The sequence below is a fragment of the Pseudomonas sp. G2-4 genome (genome assembly GCF_030064125.1).
Classification (GTDB): domain Bacteria; phylum Pseudomonadota; class Gammaproteobacteria; order Pseudomonadales; family Pseudomonadaceae; genus Aquipseudomonas.
In genome coordinates this window covers 631829-650266 of sequence record NZ_CP125957.1, presented here as the reverse complement: position 1 = coordinate 650266, position 18438 = coordinate 631829, and the positions used below count along the sequence as shown (strand labels likewise).

The 18438-nt window shown below is 61.4% G+C and carries 17 protein-coding genes; 6 read left to right on the top strand and 11 right to left on the bottom strand.

The genetic code is table 11. The features are described 5' to 3' along the window. Positions 1-25 precede the first annotated feature (25 nt). The 6 genes from pqqA (at position 26) to QNH97_RS02820 (ending at position 5064) form a co-directional block, all read left to right on the top strand. Positions 26-100, top strand: coding sequence for a pyrroloquinoline quinone precursor peptide PqqA (pqqA, locus tag QNH97_RS02845; RefSeq protein WP_003177660.1), 75 nt, complete (start codon positions 26-28; stop codon positions 98-100). 80 nt (positions 101-180) lie between these two features. After that, the gene (pqqB, locus tag QNH97_RS02840) at positions 181-1092 is read left to right on the top strand and encodes a pyrroloquinoline quinone biosynthesis protein PqqB (protein ID WP_283555514.1); all 912 of its coding nucleotides are present in this window, start codon (positions 181-183) and stop codon (positions 1090-1092) included. Between the two features lie 11 nt (positions 1093-1103). After that, positions 1104-1856: a pyrroloquinoline-quinone synthase PqqC gene (pqqC, locus tag QNH97_RS02835; protein ID WP_283555513.1), complete on the top strand. Its 753-nt coding sequence runs from the start codon at positions 1104-1106 to the stop codon at positions 1854-1856. Further along, positions 1853-2128: a pyrroloquinoline quinone biosynthesis peptide chaperone PqqD gene (pqqD, locus tag QNH97_RS02830; protein WP_283555512.1), complete on the top strand. Its 276-nt coding sequence runs from the start codon at positions 1853-1855 to the stop codon at positions 2126-2128. Before pqqC ends, pqqD begins: the two co-directional genes overlap by 4 nt. Then, positions 2100-3269, top strand: a complete 1170-nt coding sequence (pqqE, locus tag QNH97_RS02825) for a pyrroloquinoline quinone biosynthesis protein PqqE (RefSeq protein ID WP_283555511.1) — start codon at positions 2100-2102, stop codon at positions 3267-3269. The genes pqqD and pqqE overlap by 29 nt, the downstream gene beginning before the upstream one ends. Beyond that, on the top strand, positions 3235-5064 hold the full coding sequence (locus tag QNH97_RS02820; protein ID WP_283555510.1) for a S9 family peptidase: 1830 nt from the start codon (positions 3235-3237) through the stop codon (positions 5062-5064). Before pqqE ends, QNH97_RS02820 begins: the two co-directional genes overlap by 35 nt. Positions 5065-5205: 141 nt before the next feature. Here QNH97_RS02820 and QNH97_RS02815 read toward each other — a convergent pair whose 3' ends face one another. From QNH97_RS02815 to bioB, 11 genes are all read right to left on the bottom strand, one after another. Beyond that, complete coding sequence (locus tag QNH97_RS02815) at positions 5206-5364, bottom strand: YqaE/Pmp3 family membrane protein (RefSeq protein ID WP_038436734.1); 159 nt, start codon at positions 5362-5364, stop codon at positions 5206-5208. 348 nt (positions 5365-5712) lie between these two features. Beyond that, positions 5713-7491 (bottom strand): acyl-CoA dehydrogenase C-terminal domain-containing protein, encoded by a 1779-nt coding sequence (locus tag QNH97_RS02810; protein ID WP_283555509.1) that lies wholly within the window; start codon positions 7489-7491, stop codon positions 5713-5715. Positions 7492-7738: 247 nt separating this feature from the next. Further along, positions 7739-9535: an acyl-CoA dehydrogenase C-terminal domain-containing protein gene (locus QNH97_RS02805; RefSeq protein WP_283555508.1), complete on the bottom strand. Its 1797-nt coding sequence runs from the start codon at positions 9533-9535 to the stop codon at positions 7739-7741. Between the two features lie 91 nt (positions 9536-9626). Further along, the gene (locus tag QNH97_RS02800) at positions 9627-10916 is read right to left on the bottom strand and encodes a GGDEF domain-containing protein (protein WP_283555507.1); all 1290 of its coding nucleotides are present in this window, start codon (positions 10914-10916) and stop codon (positions 9627-9629) included. Between the two features lie 330 nt (positions 10917-11246). Continuing rightward, complete coding sequence (locus tag QNH97_RS02795) at positions 11247-13052, bottom strand: phenylacyl-CoA dehydrogenase (RefSeq protein ID WP_283555506.1); 1806 nt, start codon at positions 13050-13052, stop codon at positions 11247-11249. A gap of 277 nt (positions 13053-13329) precedes the next feature. After that, a complete protein-coding gene (locus tag QNH97_RS02790; protein ID WP_283555505.1) occupies positions 13330-13626 on the bottom strand; it encodes a pyrroloquinoline quinone biosynthesis protein PqqE in 297 nt (98 codons plus the stop codon). Between the two features lie 121 nt (positions 13627-13747). Beyond that, a complete protein-coding gene (gene bioD / locus QNH97_RS02785; protein WP_283555504.1) occupies positions 13748-14428 on the bottom strand; it encodes a dethiobiotin synthase in 681 nt (226 codons plus the stop codon). Further along, positions 14425-15237, bottom strand: a complete 813-nt coding sequence (bioC, locus tag QNH97_RS02780; protein WP_283555503.1) for a malonyl-ACP O-methyltransferase BioC — start codon at positions 15235-15237, stop codon at positions 14425-14427. Before bioC ends, bioD begins: the two co-directional genes overlap by 4 nt. Continuing rightward, positions 15230-15961 carry an alpha/beta fold hydrolase gene (locus QNH97_RS02775; RefSeq protein ID WP_283555502.1) on the bottom strand — a complete coding sequence of 244 codons (732 nt, stop codon included), beginning with the start codon at positions 15959-15961 and terminating at the stop codon, positions 15230-15232. The genes bioC and QNH97_RS02775 overlap by 8 nt, the downstream gene beginning before the upstream one ends. Beyond that, entirely contained in the window at positions 15954-17132 is a 1179-nt protein-coding gene (bioF, locus tag QNH97_RS02770) for an 8-amino-7-oxononanoate synthase (RefSeq protein ID WP_283555501.1), read from the bottom strand. Before bioF ends, QNH97_RS02775 begins: the two co-directional genes overlap by 8 nt. 169 nt (positions 17133-17301) lie before the next feature. Then, entirely contained in the window at positions 17302-18357 is a 1056-nt protein-coding gene (gene bioB / locus QNH97_RS02765) for a biotin synthase BioB (protein WP_283555500.1), read from the bottom strand. Positions 18358-18438: the final 81 nt, after the last annotated feature.

Genomic DNA, 18438 nt, shown 5'->3' with positions numbered 1-18438 from the left:
TCACCCCAACCAAAGGAGTATTCCCATGTCCTGGTCCAAACCCGCATATATCGACCTGCGTATCGGTTTCGAAGTCACCATGTACTTCGCCAGCCGTTGATTGCTGCAGGTACTTGAACACGCAGCACAACGCCTCGGTCAGCCGGGGCGTTTTTATTTCGGTTTGCAGATGGAGCAGCCATGTTTGTCCAGATTCTAGGTTCTGCCGCCGGTGGCGGTTTCCCCCAGTGGAACTGCAACTGCGCCAACTGCGCAGGTTTTCGCAACGGCAGCCTGCGGGCCCAGGCGCGCACCCAATCGTCCATCGCGATTTCCGATGACGGTGTGAACTGGGTGCTGTGCAACGCCTCTCCGGACATTCGCGCCCAGCTCCAGGGTTTCGCCCCGATGCAACCGGGCCGGGCCCTGCGGGACACCGGCATTGGCGCGATCATCCTGATGGACAGCCAGATCGACCACACCACTGGCCTGCTCAGCCTGCGGGAAGGTTGCCCGCATCAGGTCTGGTGCACCGACATGGTCCATGAAGACCTGAGCACCGGTTTCCCGCTGTTCAACATGCTGACCCACTGGAACGGCGGGCTGAGCTGGAACCGCATCGAACTCGACCAGAGTTTCACCATTGCAGCCTGCCCGAACCTGCGCTTCACGCCGTTGCCACTGCGCAGCGCAGCGCCACCCTATTCACCGCACCGTTTCGATCCGCACCCCGGTGACAACATTGGCCTGATCGTCGAAGACCTGCGCACCGGCGGCAAACTGTTCTACGCCCCGGGCCTGGGCAAGGTCGACGAGCCGTTGCTGGAGATCATGGCCGGCAGCGATTGCCTGCTGGTGGACGGCACGATGTGGGACGACGATGAAATGCAGCGCCGTGGCGTCGGCACCCGCACCGGTCGGGAGATGGGGCATCTCTCACAAAACGGCCCCGGCGGCATGCTCGAAGTGCTGGCGCAACTGCCCAATCAGCGCAAAGTCCTTATCCATATCAACAACACCAACCCGATCCTCGATGAAGACTCCGCCGAACGGGCCGAGCTGGTGCGGCGCAATGTCGAAGTGGCTTACGACGGCATGAGTATTGAACTGTAGGAGCAACCGAAATGACTGACACCCCGCTGACGCCCGCCGAGTTCGAAGCGGCCCTGCGTGCCAAGGGCGCTTATTACCACATCCATCACCCTTACCACGTGGCGATGTATGAAGGCCGCGCCACTCGCGAGCAGATCCAGGGCTGGGTCGCGAACCGGTTTTACTACCAGGTGAACATTCCACTCAAGGACGCGGCGATCCTGGCCAACTGCCCGGACCGGGAGATCCGCCGCGAGTGGATCCAGCGCCTGCTCGACCATGACGGCGCCCCCGGCGAAGACGGTGGCATCGAAGCCTGGCTGCGGCTTGGCCAGGCGGTGGGCCTGGACCCTGATCAACTGCGCTCCCAGGAGTTGGTGCTGCCAGGAGTGCGTTTTGCGGTGGACGCCTACGTCAACTTTGCCCGTCGGGCCTGCTGGCAGGAAGCCGCCAGCAGCTCGCTGACCGAAATGTTCGCGCCGCAGATCCACCAGTCACGCCTGGACAGCTGGCCGCAGCATTACCCATGGATTGACCCGGCCGGCTACGAATACTTCCGCACCCGCCTGGGCCAGGCCCGACGTGATGTGGAGCATGGCCTGGCGATCACCTTGCAGCATTACACCACCCGCGCAGGGCAGGAGCGCATGCTGGAGATTCTCCAGTTCAAACTGGACATCCTCTGGAGCATGCTCGACGCCATGACCATGGCCTACGAATTGAACCGCCCGCCCTACCACAGCGTGACCGGGCAGCGGGTGTGGCACAAAGGGATCAGCTTATGAGTTTCGACCGCAGCAAAACCCCGCGCTGGCGCCCCGGCTATCGCTTCCAGTACGAACCGGCACAGAAAGGCCACGTGCTGCTCTATCCTGAAGGCATGATCAAGCTGAACGACAGCGCTGCGCTGATCGGCGGCATGATCGACGGTGAACGGGATGTCGCAGCCATCATCGGCGAGTTGGCGAAGCAGTTTCCCGACGTGCCGGAACTCGGTGACGACATCGAGCAATTCATGGAGGTCGCCCGTGCACAGCACTGGATCGAACTTGCTTGAGCCCGCCGGGCTGCCGCCCAAACCTGAAGTCGGCCTGCCGCTGTGGCTGCTGGCCGAACTGACCTACCGTTGCCCGCTGCAATGCCCGTACTGCTCCAACCCGCTGGACTTTGCCGAACAGGGCAAGGAGCTGAGCACCGAGCAGTGGTTCAAGGTCTTTCGCGAGGCCCGGGAGATGGGTGCCGCGCAACTGGGTTTTTCCGGCGGCGAGCCGTTGGTGCGCCAGGACCTCGCCGAGCTGATCGGCGAGGCGCGCCGGCTGGGGTTCTATACCAACCTGATCACCTCCGGCATCGGCTTGACCGAACAGAAAATCAGCGACTTCAAAAAAGCCGGCCTGGACCACATCCAGATCAGCTTCCAGGCCAGCGACGAACAGGTGAACAACCTGCTGGCCGGCTCGAAGAAAGCCTTCGCGCAAAAACTGGAAATGGCCCGGGCAGTAAAAGCCCACGGCTATCCGATGGTGCTGAACTTCGTGACCCATCGGCACAACATCGACAAGATCGACCGCATCATCGAGCTGTGCATCGCCCTGGAAGCCGACTTTGTAGAACTCGCTACCTGTCAGTTCTACGGCTGGGCGCAGCTCAACCGCGTCGGCCTGCTACCCACCCGGGAGCAGTTGGTGCGAGCCGAGCGCGTCACCAACGAATATCGCGCCAAGCTGGAGGCCGAAGGTAATCCGTGCAAGCTGATCTTCGTCACGCCGGACTACTATGAAGAACGCCCCAAGGGCTGCATGAACGGCTGGGGCAGCATTTTCCTCACCGTCACGCCGGACGGCACCGCATTGCCCTGTCACGGCGCCCGGCAGCTGCCGGTGCAATTTCCCAACGTGCGCGACCACAGCATGCAGCACATCTGGTACGACTCGTTCGGCTTCAACCGCTTTCGCGGCTATGATTGGATGCCCGAGCCGTGTCGTTCCTGCGATGAAAAAGAAAAGGACTTCGGCGGCTGTCGTTGCCAGGCGTTCATGCTCACCGGTGACGCCAGCAATGCTGATCCGGTGTGTAGCAAATCCGCACATCACGGGATAATCCTGCAGGCTCGCGAAGACGCCGAGCACGCCACGCAAACCATTGAAGAACTGGCCTTCCGCAATGAACGAAACTCGCGCCTCATCGTTAAAGGCTGATCCGTTCAGCGCCGCCCAGGCCGTTGCCGCCGGCACCGACTTCGCCGAACTGCGGCTCGGCCGCCTTGGGCTGTTCTGGAATGAATACCGTCCCGAAGACGGCGCCTGCCGGATCTGGCATTGGCAAGCCGACAAGGCACGCTGCCTGACGCCAGATGGGTTCAGCGCAAGTAGCCGGGTCTATGAATATGGCGGTGGCGCGTTCTGCCTGAGCGATGACGGCGTGCTGTTCGTCAATGAGACCGACCAGCAGGTGTACCGGCAGTCGCTGACCGATGAGCGCCCCGTGGCGCTGACCGCGGGTGACTGTCGATATGGAGATCTTGGCTTCGCCGATGGTCAGGTGTTGGCGGTGGAGGAACAGGCCAATCAGCATCGCCTGGTGTCGATCAGACTGACGGATCATCAACAGTATCTGCTGGCCGAAGGCGCGGACTTCTATGCTTCGCCGACCATGAGCCCGGATGGACAGCGGCTCGCGTGGATTGAATGGAGTCGTCCGCATCAGCCGTGGACGGCCACGCGCTTGATGCTGGCTGAGCGCAATGCTTCGGGGTGGGCTGAACCACGCTGTGTGGCGGGCAACGCCGCAGAGGAGTCCATCCAGCAACCGCGCTTCGATGACGCCAATCGTCTTTATTGCCTGACTGATCGCGGTGGTTACTGGCAGCCCTGGGTTGAGTCGGCCCGCGGCCTGGAGCCGCTGCCTGCCACCGAAGCCGATCACGCGCCCGCGCCGTGGCAACTGGGTGGCTGCACCTGGCTGCCGCTGGATGAGCAGGCTTACCTGGCGAGTTGGACCGAAGCGGGGTTCGGGCGGCTAGGTCTGCGCCGCAGCGGCGATGCGAACGAGGACTTTACTGGCACTTACACTCGCTTTCGCAGCCTGGCGCTGGATGAGCAGTTCATCTATGCCATCGCTGCTTCCCCGACCAACCCGTCGGCGGTCATTGCGATTGAACGGAACAGCCACGAAGTAACGGAGCTGGCCGGTGGCGGCACGCCGCTGCCCGTCGAGCAGATCAGCCGCCCTCGCACCCTGCGCTACCCCTCGAGCTCAGGCGAAGCCCACGGGTTCTTTTACCCGGCCATGAATGCTGCCGAGAAACCACCGCTGGTGGTGTTTATCCACGGCGGCCCCACCTCTGCCTGCTACCCCATCTTTGATCCACGCATCCAGTACTGGACCCAGCGTGGTTTCGCCGTCGCCGACCTCAACTACCGTGGCAGCACCGGCTATGGCCGGGCTTATCGACAAGCGCTGCATTTGAACTGGGGGGTTGTGGATGTCGAGGATGCTTGCGCGGTGGTCGCCTACCTGGACGGGCAAGGCCTGATCGATGGTCGCTGTGCGTTCATTCGTGGCGGCAGTGCCGGCGGGTATACCACCCTGTGCGCCCTGGCGTTCCATGACGTGTTCCGGGCCGGTGCCAGCCTGTATGGCGTCAGCGACCCCGTCGCCCTGGCCCGCGCTACGCACAAGTTCGAAGGGGATTACCTGGACTGGCTGATCGGCGACCCGCAACAGGATGCCGAGCGCTACCGCGCACGGACGCCGCTGCTGCATGCCGAGCGTATTCGCGTACCGATGATTTTCTTTCAAGGCGAGTTGGACGCCGTGGTCGTGCCGCAGCAGACGCGGGATATGGTCAGCGCTTTAGAGGCGAACGGCGTTACGGTCGAAGCACACTACTACCCCGATGAGCGTCATGGCTTTCGCAAGGCGGTGAACCAGGCTCATGCGCTGGAGCATGAGTGGTTGTTTTATCGCAGGGTGATCGAGGACAGCCTGTAGGTAGAGGAAAAAACTGTGGGAGCGAGCTTGCTCGCGATAGCGGTGGGTCAGTCAGCATCTCTATGGCTGATATACCGCTATCGCGAGCAAGCTCGCTCCCACAGGGGGGTTAGACCCTGTAATCAAATTCGCGCCAGAACCTCAGCGCTTGGCGATGATGTACACCGCATGCACGATGCCCGGGATATAACCCAGCAGTGTCAGCAGGATATTCAGCCAGAAAGCCCCGCCAAAACCGACCTGCAGAAACACACCCAATGGCGGTAGCAGAATGGCGATGATGATTCGAATGATATCCATGGATGACTCCCTGATTGGCGATGGCTACGTTGCCATACAGCTCATTGACCTCCGACCGCTCGTCAGGGTTCAGTGAAAATCAATCAAGAAGGATGGCCCGAACGGCCCGAGCTTGCGCAACGACAAAAAACGCAGGCAAAAGAAAACCCCGCCGAAGCGGGGCTTTGCAGACTGTTTCCCTGACATCCATTTCACTCCGCCTTCCTGGCAGAATCCTACGTGTCCGTGTTGTTACTTTGCGCGTCCTGCGCGGCGTCCATGTGAAGTAGATTAGCCCTGGATCCAATCTGCCGATAGAGGGAAATCGCCAGCACATTGTGTAAGCGTTTGCTTACACAATGTCAGCTTTTAGAACTGCCCTGGCTCCAACAGGAACAGCGACTCGCTGCCCGCTCTCACCGAAGCACTCAGGGAGTGGATGCGCGGCAGCAGGCGGGCAAAGTAGAACCGTGCCGTGCCCAGTTTGCTCGCGTAGAAATCATCCTGGTTTTCTTTGCCAAAGGCCGCCTTGGCCATCAACGCCCACATGTAGGCGTAAGCGGTGTAACCGAATGCCTGAAGGTACTCCACCGAAGCCGCGCCAATTTCATTGGGGTTGTTCTTCGCCCGGTCCAGCAGCCACTCAGTCAGTTCATCCAGCGTACCGACCGCATCGTTCAGCGGTTTGGTGAACTCCGCCAGCTCGCTGCTTGCGGTGGCCGTGAAGTGGCGAATCTCATCGGCAAACAGCTTGTAGAACGCACCGCCGGTACCGACGATCTTGCGCCCCACCAGGTCCAGCGCCTGGATGCCGTTAGTGCCTTCGTAGATTTGGGTGATGCGCACATCACGGACCAGTTGCTCCTGGCCCCATTCACGGATGTAGCCGTGGCCACCGAAAATCTGCTGGCCGTGGACCGTGGTTTCCAGGCCCAGGTCGGTCAGGAAAGCCTTCGCCACCGGGGTCAGCAATGCCACCAGGTCTTCGGCGCGCTTGCGGGTGGTCGGATCTTCACTGAACTTGGCGGTGTCCAGTTGCATCGCCACGTAGGTGGAGAATGCCCGGCCGCCCTCGTTCGAGGCTTTCATGGTCAACAACATCCGGCGCACGTCCGGATGGACGATGATCGGGTCGGCCACCTTATCCTTGTTCTGCGCACCGGTTGGCGAGCGGCTTTGCAGCCGGTCGCGGGCGTATTCGATGGCGTTCTGGTAGGAACGCTCACCGGAGGCCAGGCCTTGGATACCGACGCCCAGGCGCTCGTAGTTCATCATGGTGAACATCGCCGCCAGGCCTTTGTTCGGCTCGCCGACCAGGTAACCCACGGCTTCATCGAAGTTCATCACGCAAGTGGCGGACGCCTGGATCCCCATCTTGTGTTCAATCGAGCCGCAGTTGGCCGGATTACGCGCGCCCAGGCTGCCGTCGGCATTGACCATGAACTTGGGCACCAGGAACAGCGAAATGCCCTTCGGCCCTGCTGGCGCGTCCGGTAGCTTCGCCAACACCAGGTGGATGATGTTCTCGGTGAGATCGTGCTCGCCGCCGGTGATGAAGATCTTGGTGCCGCTGACTTTGTAGGAACCGTCGGCCTGGGGTTCGGCCTTGGTGCGGATGATTCCCAGGTCTGTACCGGCATGCGGCTCGGTCAGGCACATGGAGCCTGCCCAGACACCGGCGTACATGTTCGGCAGGTACGCGGCTTTCAGCTCTTCGCTGGCGTGGGCATTGATCGACAGGCAAGCCCCGGCGGTCAGCATCGGGTACAGGCCAAAGGACAGGCTGGCGGAGTTGACCATTTCCTCGACCTGGGCTGAAACGGCCTTGGGCATGCCCATTCCGCCGTAAACCGGATCGCCACCGACACCGACCCAGCCGCCTTCAGCGTAAGTCTGGTAGGCCTGTGGGAAACCTGCCGGCGTGGTGACAGCGCCGTCGGCCCAGTGACACCCTTCTTCATCAGCCGCACGACTGAGGGGGGCAATGCTTTTGCCGGTGACTTTGCCGGCTTCTTCAAGGATCGCTTCGACAGTTTCAGCGTCTACGGTGTCGGCCAACGCCGGCAATTGGGCCCAGAGTTTCGTGACCTCGAACACTTCATTGAGGACGAAGCGCATATCGCGCAGGGGCGCTTTGTAGTCAGCCATGGCAAACCTCGCAGGATCTAAACAGTTGGTTCGTAAGAAAACGGTTTTTGCATGGGTCGGAGTGTACCTCAACAACTTTTGCGACACATAGGGTCAACCCATGACCGTTTTGTTATTTTTAGTCACCGCCAATGTTATAGAGATTAGCCGTGGCGAGGGAGCTTGCTCCCGCTTGAGTGCGCAGCACTCACAAAAAGAGGGCTGCTACGCAGCCCAGCGGGAGCAAGCTCCCTCTCCACCGGCTCAGTCAGAGGGCAAACAACGCTGCCGGCAGCTTCATCAGGCAGTCGCTCCCAGCCTCGACAGCGGCACGATGGGCGGTCGTACGTGGCAGCAGGCGCTTGAAGTAGAACTCACAGGTCGCGAGTTTAGCCCTGCAGAAATCTGCATCACCGTCATCGCTGTCGAGTTGCGACTGGGCCACCAAGGCCATGCGCAGCCACAGGTAGGCCAGGATGATGTAACCGCTGTACATCAAATAATCCACGGAGGCGGCACCGACTTCATCCGGATTCTTCATGGCGGCCATGCCCACCCGAGTGGTCAGCTCGCCCCATTGCTGGTTGAGTTCGTTGAGTTGCGCAACGTAATCCTTGAGCTGCGGATGTCCGGCATTCGCAGCGCAGAATTTATGGACGATTTTGGTGAAACCCCGCAGCAACTTGCCCTGGCTGCCCAGCACCTTGCGCCCTAGTAAATCCAAGGCCTGGATGCCGTTGGTGCCTTCATAGATCGGCGCGATGCGGCAATCGCGCACCAGTTGCTCCATGCCCCATTCGCGGATAAACCCGTGTCCGCCGAACACCTGCATGCCGTGGTTGGTCACCTCCAGCCCGGTGTCGGTCATGAAGGCCTTGCAGATCGGGGTGAGGAACGCCAGCAGGTCTTCAGCCTCTTGGCGGGCGGTTTCGTCCGGGCTCAGGTGCGCAGTGTCCAGCAGTTGCGCGGTGAAATACGTCAGCGCCCGATTGCCTTCGTTGAAGGCTTTCATGGTCAACAGCATCCTGCGTACATCGGGATGGACGATGATCGGGTCGGCGGCCTTTTCAGGCGCCTTGGGGCCGGTCAACGCGCGCATCTGCAAACGGTCATTGGCGTATTTGATGGCGCCTTGGAAGCTCGCCTCCCCCAGACACAGGCCCTGCATGCCGGTGCCGAGACGGGCGTGGTTCATCATGGTGAACATGCAGTTCAAGCCCTTGTTCGGCTCGCCGATCAGAAAGCCCTTGGCGTCATCAAAATTCAGCACACAGGTGGCCGATGCCTTGATGCCCATTTTGTGTTCGATCGAACCGCAAGCAACGCCATTGCGCGCCCCCGCCTCGCCACTGGTGTCGGGCAGGAACTTGGGCACGATGAACAGCGAAATACCTTTGGTCCCGGCGGGGGCGTCCGGCAGCTTGGCCAGCACCAGGTGGATGATGTTGTCGCTCATGTCGTGCTCGCCGGCGGAAATGAAGATCTTGCTGCCGGAGATCGCGTAGCTGCCATCGGCCTGGGGCACGGCGCGGGTCTTGATGATGCCCAGGTCGGTGCCGCAGTGGGCTTCGGTCAGGCACATGGTGCCGGTCCACTGACCGGCGGTGAGTTTGCTCAGGTAGGTCTGTTTCTGCGCGTCGGTGCCATGGGCATGAATGGCCGACATGGCGCCGTGGGTCAGGCCCGGGTACATGCCCCAGGACGTGTTGCTGGAGCCGATCATCTCGCTGATGACCAGGCCCAGGGAGCTGGGCAGGCCCTGGCCACCATAGGCCGGATCCGCCGCCAACCCGTGCCAGCCGCCCTCCACGTATTGAGCGAAAGCCTGCTTGAAACCTGAAGGTGTGGTGACGACGCCGTTGTCGAAATGGCAACCTTCTTCGTCACCGGGGCGATTGAGCGGCGCCAGCACGTTCTCACAGAGTTTGGCGCCTTCCTCGAGGATCGCGCTGACCATGTCCGGGCTGGCATCGTTGGCGCCCAGCTCGGCATAGCGGCCATGGAAATCGAAGACGTGATCGATCAGAAAGCGCATGTCGCGCAGCGGGGCTTTGTACTCGGGCATGGTGGTTTTCTCCGGTAGCAGATCGTTCCAACCTACTGCCGGCTACCGAGGCCCACAATCACAGTCCAGCCGCTGAATGCGCCGTCATCACTCAACCCGCGGCGGCGTCCATGCGCACCGCGCCACGGCGGTGCTGCCCAAAGGCAATCACACAGTTACGCCCCGCGCCCTTGGCGTTATAGAGCGCCTGGTCGGCGGACTTGAGCACTTCTTCGGGAGTGCGTTGCTCGAGGCGTTCCGCGACGCCGATGCTGACCGTCACCGAGACACTGGACGCACCGGCCCCGGCGCGACGCTGGCGGCCTTGCTGATCATCCTGGGGACGATTGTCGGGATTGCGCAACTGAATGCTGTACGTCTCGATGGATTGGCGGATGACTTCCAGATGGGGCATGCACTCATCGATGGTTTTGCCGGCAAACACCAGCGCGAATTCCTCACCGCCGTAGCGATACGCCCTACCGCCACCGCCGATCTTCGACAGTTTGCTGGCGACCAGGCGCAACACCTGGTCGCCCACGTCGTGGCCGTGGGTGTCGTTGAATTTCTTGAAGTGGTCCACGTCGCTCATCGCCAACACATAATTGCGGCCCAGGCGCTGCATGCGTTCATTCAGCGCCCGCCGCCCCGGCAGACCGGTCAACTCGTCACGGAAGGCCATTTGATAGGCCTCATGGGCGACCGCAGTGGCGATCATCAGCATCACCTGGCTGCACATGATGTTCAGGGTGAACGGCAGGATGAAGGTTTTCGGCAGCATCCAGAACACCCCCAGTAACCCCACCAATTGCGCGGCGTGCAAGGGGCGGGGATTGCGCCAGTATTGCCAGGCCAGCAATACAAACACTGCGATGAATACCGGGTAGGACAGTTGAATCAGGCTCATCCAGGCGCCATGCAACGCCGGCCAGCGGATCTCCGAGAGCCACAACAGCAGCGCCTGGGGGAAACTCTGCTCCAGGGCCAGCGCCACACTGCCAAAGGCCAGCAACACCGCGAAGCGCGCCACCATGTCCTGGAACAGGTGGGTGCGCTCCTGCCACGCCGCGAACAGCCCGAACAGCAGCGGCAGCAGCAGGCAGACAAGGTGGAACACCACCGCCGCATCTTCACGCACCTTGCCGTTGTCGCGATAGAAGTCGGTCTGGGTGTCCAGCAAAAAGTAGGCGATGTACACCGTGACCATCAGGAACAGTTCACGTTGTCGACGATAGACCGCGCAATACGCACCGCCCAGCAGCAACACCAGCGTAGGAAGAACGTTGAACAGCGAAGTGAAGAAAACGTTGAGATCCTTGACGTAGGCAGCCGCGAGCCCTGCCAGCAACAGCAACAATGACGGTAGGAAATGGCTGAAACGTACAGCGGAAGAACGCGGCAAGGGTAAAAGCTCCGACCGGGCAAGCAAAGATGGCATTGTGCCTGCTATTGAGGCGTTAGGCACTGGAGATGTGACCGATGTCACACTGCCATCCCTGTAACGGCAGGAGGGGATGTTTTCTTAGTGCTTTGTTGGATGAATGTTGTTTCACGAACTTCGAGCACTCCTGTGGGAGCGAGCTTGCTCGCGATAGCGGTACTTCTGCTGACAGTAATGCCGAATGTACCGCCGTCATCGCGAGCAAGCTCGCTCCCACAGGGGGGGTGTGCGGACATGAAAAAAGCCGCTGCTCCCGAGGGAAGCAGCGGCTTGTGAAGAACCGCTTAAGGCTTAGTAGCCCAGTGCGAAGTTCTCTTCTTTCATGTCCATCAGGTTGTTGGCGCCCGACAGCATGGTTGCCACGTGGGTACGCGTGCGCGGCAGGATGCGCTGGAAGTAGAAGCGCGCGGTCTGCAGCTTGGCGGTGTAGAACGCCTCCTCGGTGGTGCCGGCGGCGAGTTTTTCCGCTGCCAGGCGCGCCATGTCAGCCCAGAAATAGGCCAGGCAGGCGTAACCGGAGTACATCAGGTAGTCCACCGACGCCGCGCCGACTTCCTCGCGATCTTTCATGGCCGCCATACCGACCTTCATGGTCAGCTCGCCCCATTCCTTGTTCAGCGCAGCCAGGGGTTCTACGAACTCCTTGACCGCTTCGTTGCCTTCGTTGCCCTGGCAGAACTTGTGGACGATCTTGGTGAAGCCCTTGAGTGCCTCGCCCTGGGTCATCAGCACTTTGCGGCCCAGCAGGTCGAGGGCCTGGATGCCGGTGGTGCCTTCGTACAGCATCGAGATACGGCTGTCGCGAACGTTCTGCTCCATGCCCCACTCGGCGATGAAGCCGTGGCCGCCGTAGATCTGTACGCCATGGTTGGCCGATTCGAAGCCGACTTCGGTCATGAACGCCTTGGCGATTGGCGTCATGAACGCCAGCAGCGCATCGGCTTTTTTCTTCTCTTCTTCGTCCACACCGTATTTGACGATGTCGACCTGCTTGGCGGTGAAGTAGACCATCGCCCGGTTACCTTCGGCGAAGGCCTTCATGGTCAGCAGCATGCGACGCACGTCTGGGTGCACGATGATTGGGTCGGCGGCCTTTTCCGGTGCTTTCGGGCCGGTCAGGGAACGCATTTGCAGGCGGTCGCGGGCGTATTTCAGGCCACCCTGGAAACCGATTTCGGCGTGGGCCAAGCCTTGCAGCGCGGTGCCCAGGCGTGCGGTGTTCATGAAGGTGAACATGCAGTTCAGGCCTTTGTTCGCCGGGCCGATCAGGAAACCGGTGGCCGCGTCGAAGTTCATCACACAGGTCGCGTTGCCGTGGATGCCCATCTTGTGTTCCAGGGAACCGCAGCTCACTGCGTTACGCTGGTCGATGGAGCCGTCGGCGTTAGGCAGGAACTTTGGAACGATGAACAGCGAAATGCCCTTGGTACCGGCCGGTGCGTCCGGCAGGCGTGCCAGGACGATATGGACGATGTTGTCGGCCATGTCGTGTTCGCCGGCCGAAATGAAAATCTTGGTGCCGGAAACCTTGTAGGAACCGTCGGCCTGAGGCTCGGCCTTGGTGCGCAGCATGCCCAGGTCAGTGCCGCAGTGCGGTTCGGTCAGGCACATGGTGCCGGTCCATTCGCCGGACACCAGCTTGGTCAGGTAAGCCTCTTGCTGCTCAGGCGTTCCGTGTTCGGAAATGGTGTTCATCGCGCCATGGGACAGGCCCGGGTACATGCCCCACGACCAGTTGGCTTCGCCGACCATCTCGCTGACGGCCAGGCCCAGGGACTCCGGCAGGCCTTGACCGCCGTGCTCGACGTCATGGGCCAGGCTTGGCCAGCCGCCTTCGACGAATTGCTTGTAGGCTTCCTTGAAACCGGTCGGGGTTTTCACGCCGGACTCGCTCCAGGTGCACCCCTCGATGTCGCCCACGCGGTTCAGCGGCGCCAGCACCTGCTCACAAAACTTGGCGCCTTCTTCGAGAATGGCGTCAACCATGTCTGGCGTTGCGTCCTGGCAAGCCGGAAGGCTCTGATAATGCGCCTCGTAACCGAGCAGTTCGTCACGAACGAAGCGAATATCACGCAAGGGGGCCTTGTAGTCAGGCATAGCGATAAACCTCTGCTGATGTAACCGGGAATGAGCGACCGCGTGGATTTGTTGTAGCGATCAAACAGTTGTTTGAAACATACGTTTACGCTCAAATCTTGTCAAGGGCCGATCTTTTGCCGTTCGTCATCAGTCGGCAAAAAATGTCGGACACAGGAAATCCACTACGGTGAAGGATCCGCAATGCGCGTAGGAAAAGATTAGTTGAGCAAGAAGACGTTAGAGACAAAAACGCCGCGAATAATCGCGGCGTTTTTGCAAGTCTGGAAAATACTGATCAGGCAAAGGTATCAATCAACGTCCCGAGCATTTCGTCGGCTGCCTTGGCGACGTTGACGCCCAACTGCACCTGGAACTTGCCTTGGGCCATATCGACCATGTTGCTGGACAGGTCCGATTGCTGGCTACGGTCCACAGAACGCAGGCGATCGACCTGAACTTCGGACGACTGGCTGGTCACCGAGCGCTCGAGCGTGGTGTTGGCGATCTGGCTGGACGCTTGATCGACGCGGTTCTGCCCTGTCTGAATAGTGCTCAGACCGGCATAGAACGCGGTGTTTCCTGAGATTTCCATGGCAGAGCTCGTCTTCTTGAAGGGTCGACAGTGGCCATTGAATCAGAAGCCAGGGGAAAAGACCCGACAAAAACACTAATGGCACAGTGCCTGGTCATAGTGAAAACCTTCGCCCGGGATATTAGTCCAGTAAATCCAGGTGCAGATGCTCGGCCACGATGTCGGCGGCCACGTTTTTGATTCTCGGCACGCGCCCCAGACACGGCGCAGGGAGGCGCTCGGCCAGGGTGGCGAGGTTTTCTTCCAGGCGCGATGTCTTGGGATCAATGATGTTCGCCACCCAACCAGCGAGCTGCAAGCCGTCCCGGGCAATGGCCTCGGCGGTCAGCAGCGCGTGGCTGATGCAGCCCAGGCGTACACCCACCACCAGGATCACCGGCAGGCCCAGGGCCATGGCCAGGTCAGAGAGATTGGCCTGATCGGCCAGCGGCACGCGCCAGCCGCCCGCGCCCTCGATCAGGGTGAAATCAGCCTTCAGGGCCAACACGCCACGCATCGGGCCCAGCAACGACTGCACCGTCAGCGCCACGCCAGCTTCCCGAGCGGCCAAGTGAGGCGCGATGGCCGGCTCGAACGCGACTGGATTGACCTGCGCGTACTCAAGCGGCACCGAGCACTCGGCCAGCAGCGCCAATGCATCGGCATTGCGCAGGCCCTTGGGCGTCACCTCGCAACCAGAAGCCACAGGCTTGCCGGCAGCGGTGCTCATGCCGGCCTGGCGCGCAGCGTGCAATAGACCGGCCGCAACGGTGGTCTTGCCCACGTCGGTGTCAGTGCCGGTAATGAAATAGGCCTGGTTCATAGCGGTTTCTCCAAGACGGCGTAGACCACCTGATAGGTCGCGGGCAGCCCCTGCGCCTGCCGGAACTGTTCGTAGGCTTGAACCAACGCCAGGATCCGCGCCCTGCCCGTCAACCCGCCGGGCCGCCCGGGATTCAGATTGTGGGCGCCCAGGGCTTTCAGTTCGTGGGTCAGCCCGCGCACATCGGGGTAATGCAACACATGGGGACAATTTTCCAGGCTGACAACCTTCAACCCACTGTTCGCACACAGTTGTTGGTAAGTCTCGAACGGGCGGAAACGGTTGACGTGCACCAGGCCGTCCACCTGGCGCCAGCTGTCACGCAACTCGTACAACGTGCCGACGCAAAGGCTGGTAAAGGCAAATACGCCACCTGGTTTCAATACACGATGGGCCTCGCTTAACACCGAAGTGAAGTCTGCACACCACTGCACCGCCAGGCTGGAGAACACCAGGTCGCAGCTCGACGCTTGCATGGGCAAGCGCTCGGCATCGCCGGCGACGAAATGCGCCGCTCCGCCCTGGGGACGAGCGTGGTTGAGCATGCCTTCGGCGATATCCAGCGCCAGGCCGGTCGCCTCGCCAAAGCGCGCGCCCAACGCCCGGGTGAAATAACCGGTGCCGCAGCCCAGGTCCATCCATCGCCCCGGAACAGGTGAGACAGGCAAGCGCGCCAGCAATTGCTGGCCTACATCGCGTTGCAGCTCGGCCACGCTGTCATAGCTGGCCGCGGCCCGGGAAAACGAGGCCGCCACCTGGCGCTTGTCGGGCAAGGCGCCGGGCAATTTGGGCAGGGATAGATCAGTCATCACCGGACTCATGCAAAAAAGCCTGGATCGCCCCCGCCACACCGTGGGGATCTTCCAGAAGAAATCCATGACTGGCCTGTTCGATCAGGCCGATTTCGACATCTGGCAGCAATACCAGCAACTCACCCGCGGCTTCAGCCGGTACCAGGGCATCGAGCCCGGCAAACAGATGCAGTTGCGGGCCACGAAAACTCTGCAACGCCTGGCGGGTGTCCAGTTGCGCCAGCACCTCGAGCCCGGCCATCAACACCTCCGGCGAAGTATTCGGCGCACCGGCCAGCAGCAACCGCGACAACCCCCGCGGATCGCTGCAGCCCTGGGCGCACAACAAACTGAAACGCTTGAGGGTCTGGCGTGGATCGCCAGCGCATCCGGCGAGAAAGCCTTCGAAGGTTTCGCCGGCCATCGCGCTCGGCCATTGCTCATGGGCGACGAAGGACGGATTGCTCGCCAGGGTCAGCAGACCGCAGCAACGCTCGCCCCGCCGCGCCGCCAGCGCCGAGGCCAGCATGCCGCCCAGGGACCAGCCACCCAGCCAGGCGTCCTGAGGCACGGAGGCGTCCAACTCTTCGAGCCATTCATTGGGATCACTCGATGCCAACGCCGGCAACGGCTCGATTTCCACCCGCAGGTGTTCGTCGAGGCCTTGCAGCGCTGCCGCCAGCGGCTCCAGTGGCGACACGCCCAAGCCCCAACCAGGCAACAATATCAGTCGATCACGCATGGCTTGGCTCCGGTCCCAGTTGGGCAAAACACTCCGCCAGCGTACTTAACAATCGTTGCACTTGGGCTTCGCTGTGGGCGGCGGTCAGGGTGACGCGCAACCGGGCGCTGCCGGCCGGCACCGTCGGCGGACGGATCGCGGTGACCATCAGTCCGCGCTCGCGCAACATCTGCGACAAGCGCATCGCCCGCCCCGCATCGCCGATCAGGATCGGCTGGATCGGCGTGAAGCTGTCCATCAAGTGCAGGCCAATCTGCTCGGCGCCCTGGCGGAACTGACGAATCAGCACCTGCAAATGCTCACGTCGCCAATGTTCGCTGCGCAGCAGTTCAAGACTCTTGAGGGTCGCGCAGGCCAGGGCCGGCGGTTGGCTGGTGGTATAGATGTAGGGACGGGCGAACTGGATCAGGCTCTCGATCAGTTCTTCACTGCCGGCCACAAAGGCCCCGGCGGTGCCGAAGGCCTTGCCCAGGGTGCCGACCAATACCGGCACGTCATCCTGGCTCAAGCCGAAATGCTCGACGATACCGCCGCCATTGGCCCCCAGCGGGCCGAAACCGTGGGCATCATCGACCATCAGCCAGGCGCCCTTGGCCTTGGCGGCACGGGCCAGGGCCGGCAGATCGGCGATATCGCCGTCCATGCTGAACACGCCATCGGTGACCACCAGGGTATTGCCGGTGGCTTTCTCCAGGCGGTTGGCCAAGCTCTGGGCGTCGTTATGCAGATAACGGTTGAAACGCGCACCGGACAACAGTCCGGCGTCGAGCAACGAGGCGTGATTGAGCCGGTCTTCCAGCACTGTGTCGCCCTGCCCTACCAGCGCGGTGACAGCGCCGAGGTTGGCCATGTAACCGGTGGTGAACAGCAACGCCCGTGGACGATCAGTCAGGTCGGCCAAGGCTTCTTCCAGGGCGTGATGAGGACTGCTGTGGCCGATCACCAGATGGGACGCGCCGCCACCGACGCCCCACCGCACCGCGCCGGCGCGCCAGGCTTCGATCACTTGCGGATGATTGGCCAGGCCCAGGTAATCGTTGTTGCAGAACGCCAGCAACGGCTGGCCGTCCACCACCACTTCCGGCCCCTGCGGGCTTTCGAGCAACGGGCGCTGGCGGTAGAGGTTTTCGGCACGACGGGCAGCCAGGCGTGCGGCGAGATCGAAGGGCATGCAGGCCTCGGGGTGAACCGTTTAGGGACGGAGTGAGATCTCCTGTGGGAGCGAGCTTGCTCGCGATGAGGCCATTACATTCAACATCTCTGTCGGCTGTTATACCGCCATCGCGAGCAAGCTCGCTCCCACAGGGTCTTGCATTCCAATCCGGGGAATCGGTGAGTGGTCAAACAGCGGCGTTATAAAACTGCTCGCTACTCTTCTGCTCCACCAGCGCCTGTTCAATCGCCGCCTGATGCACTTCGTCGGCATGTTCTTCACGAGCTTCTGGCTGGATACCCAGGCGTGCGAACAGTTGCATATCCTTGTCGGCTTGCGGGTTGGCGGTGGTCAGCAGCTTGTCACCGTAGAAAATCGAGTTGGCACCGGCAAAGAATGCCAAGGCCTGCATCTGTTCGTTCATCGCTTCGCGACCGGCGGACAGGCGCACGTGGGACTGGGGCATCAGGATCCGCGCCACGGCGAGCATGCGGATGAAATCGAACGGATCGATGTCTTCGGCATTCTCCAGCGGCGTGCCGGCGACCTTGACCAACATGTTGATCGGCACCGACTCCGGATGCTCCGGCAGGTTCGCCAGCTGGATCAGCAGGTTGGCGCGGTCGTCCAGGGACTCGCCCATGCCCAGGATGCCCCCGGAGCAGATTTTCATCCCCGAATCACGCACGTAGGCCAGGGTTTGCAAACGCTCGCCGTAGGTACGGGTGGTGATGATGCTGCCGTAGAACTCCGGCGAGGTGTCGAGGTTGTGGTTGTAGTAGTCCAGGCCGGCCTGGGCCAGTGCGGCGGTCTGCTCCTGGTCTAGGCGACCCAGGGTCATGCAGGTTTCCAGGCCCATGGCCTTCACACCTTTGACCATCTCCAGCACATAAGGCATGTCCTTGGCCGACGGATGCTTCCAGGCCGCGCCCATGCAGAAACGGGTCGAACCAATGGCCTTGGCACGCGCGGCCTCTTCGAGGACCTTCTGCACTTCCAGCAACTTTTCCTTTTCCAGCCCGGTGTTGTAGTGGCCGGACTGCGGACAATATTTGCAATCTTCCGGGCAGGCGCCGGTCTTGATCGACAGCAGCGTGGAAACCTGGACACGGTTGGCGTCGAAGTGCGCGCGGTGCACGGTCTGCGCCTGGAACAGCAGGTCATTGAATGGCTGGACGAAGAGTGCTTTGACTTCGGCCAAAGACCAGTCATGACGCAGGTTGGCAGTGGTGCTGGCGCTCATGGGCATTTCCTTGATTATGCTTGGCTGGCACCTGGGGCACGGAATACCCACAGGCGCGACACGGATGTTCGGCATATTTAA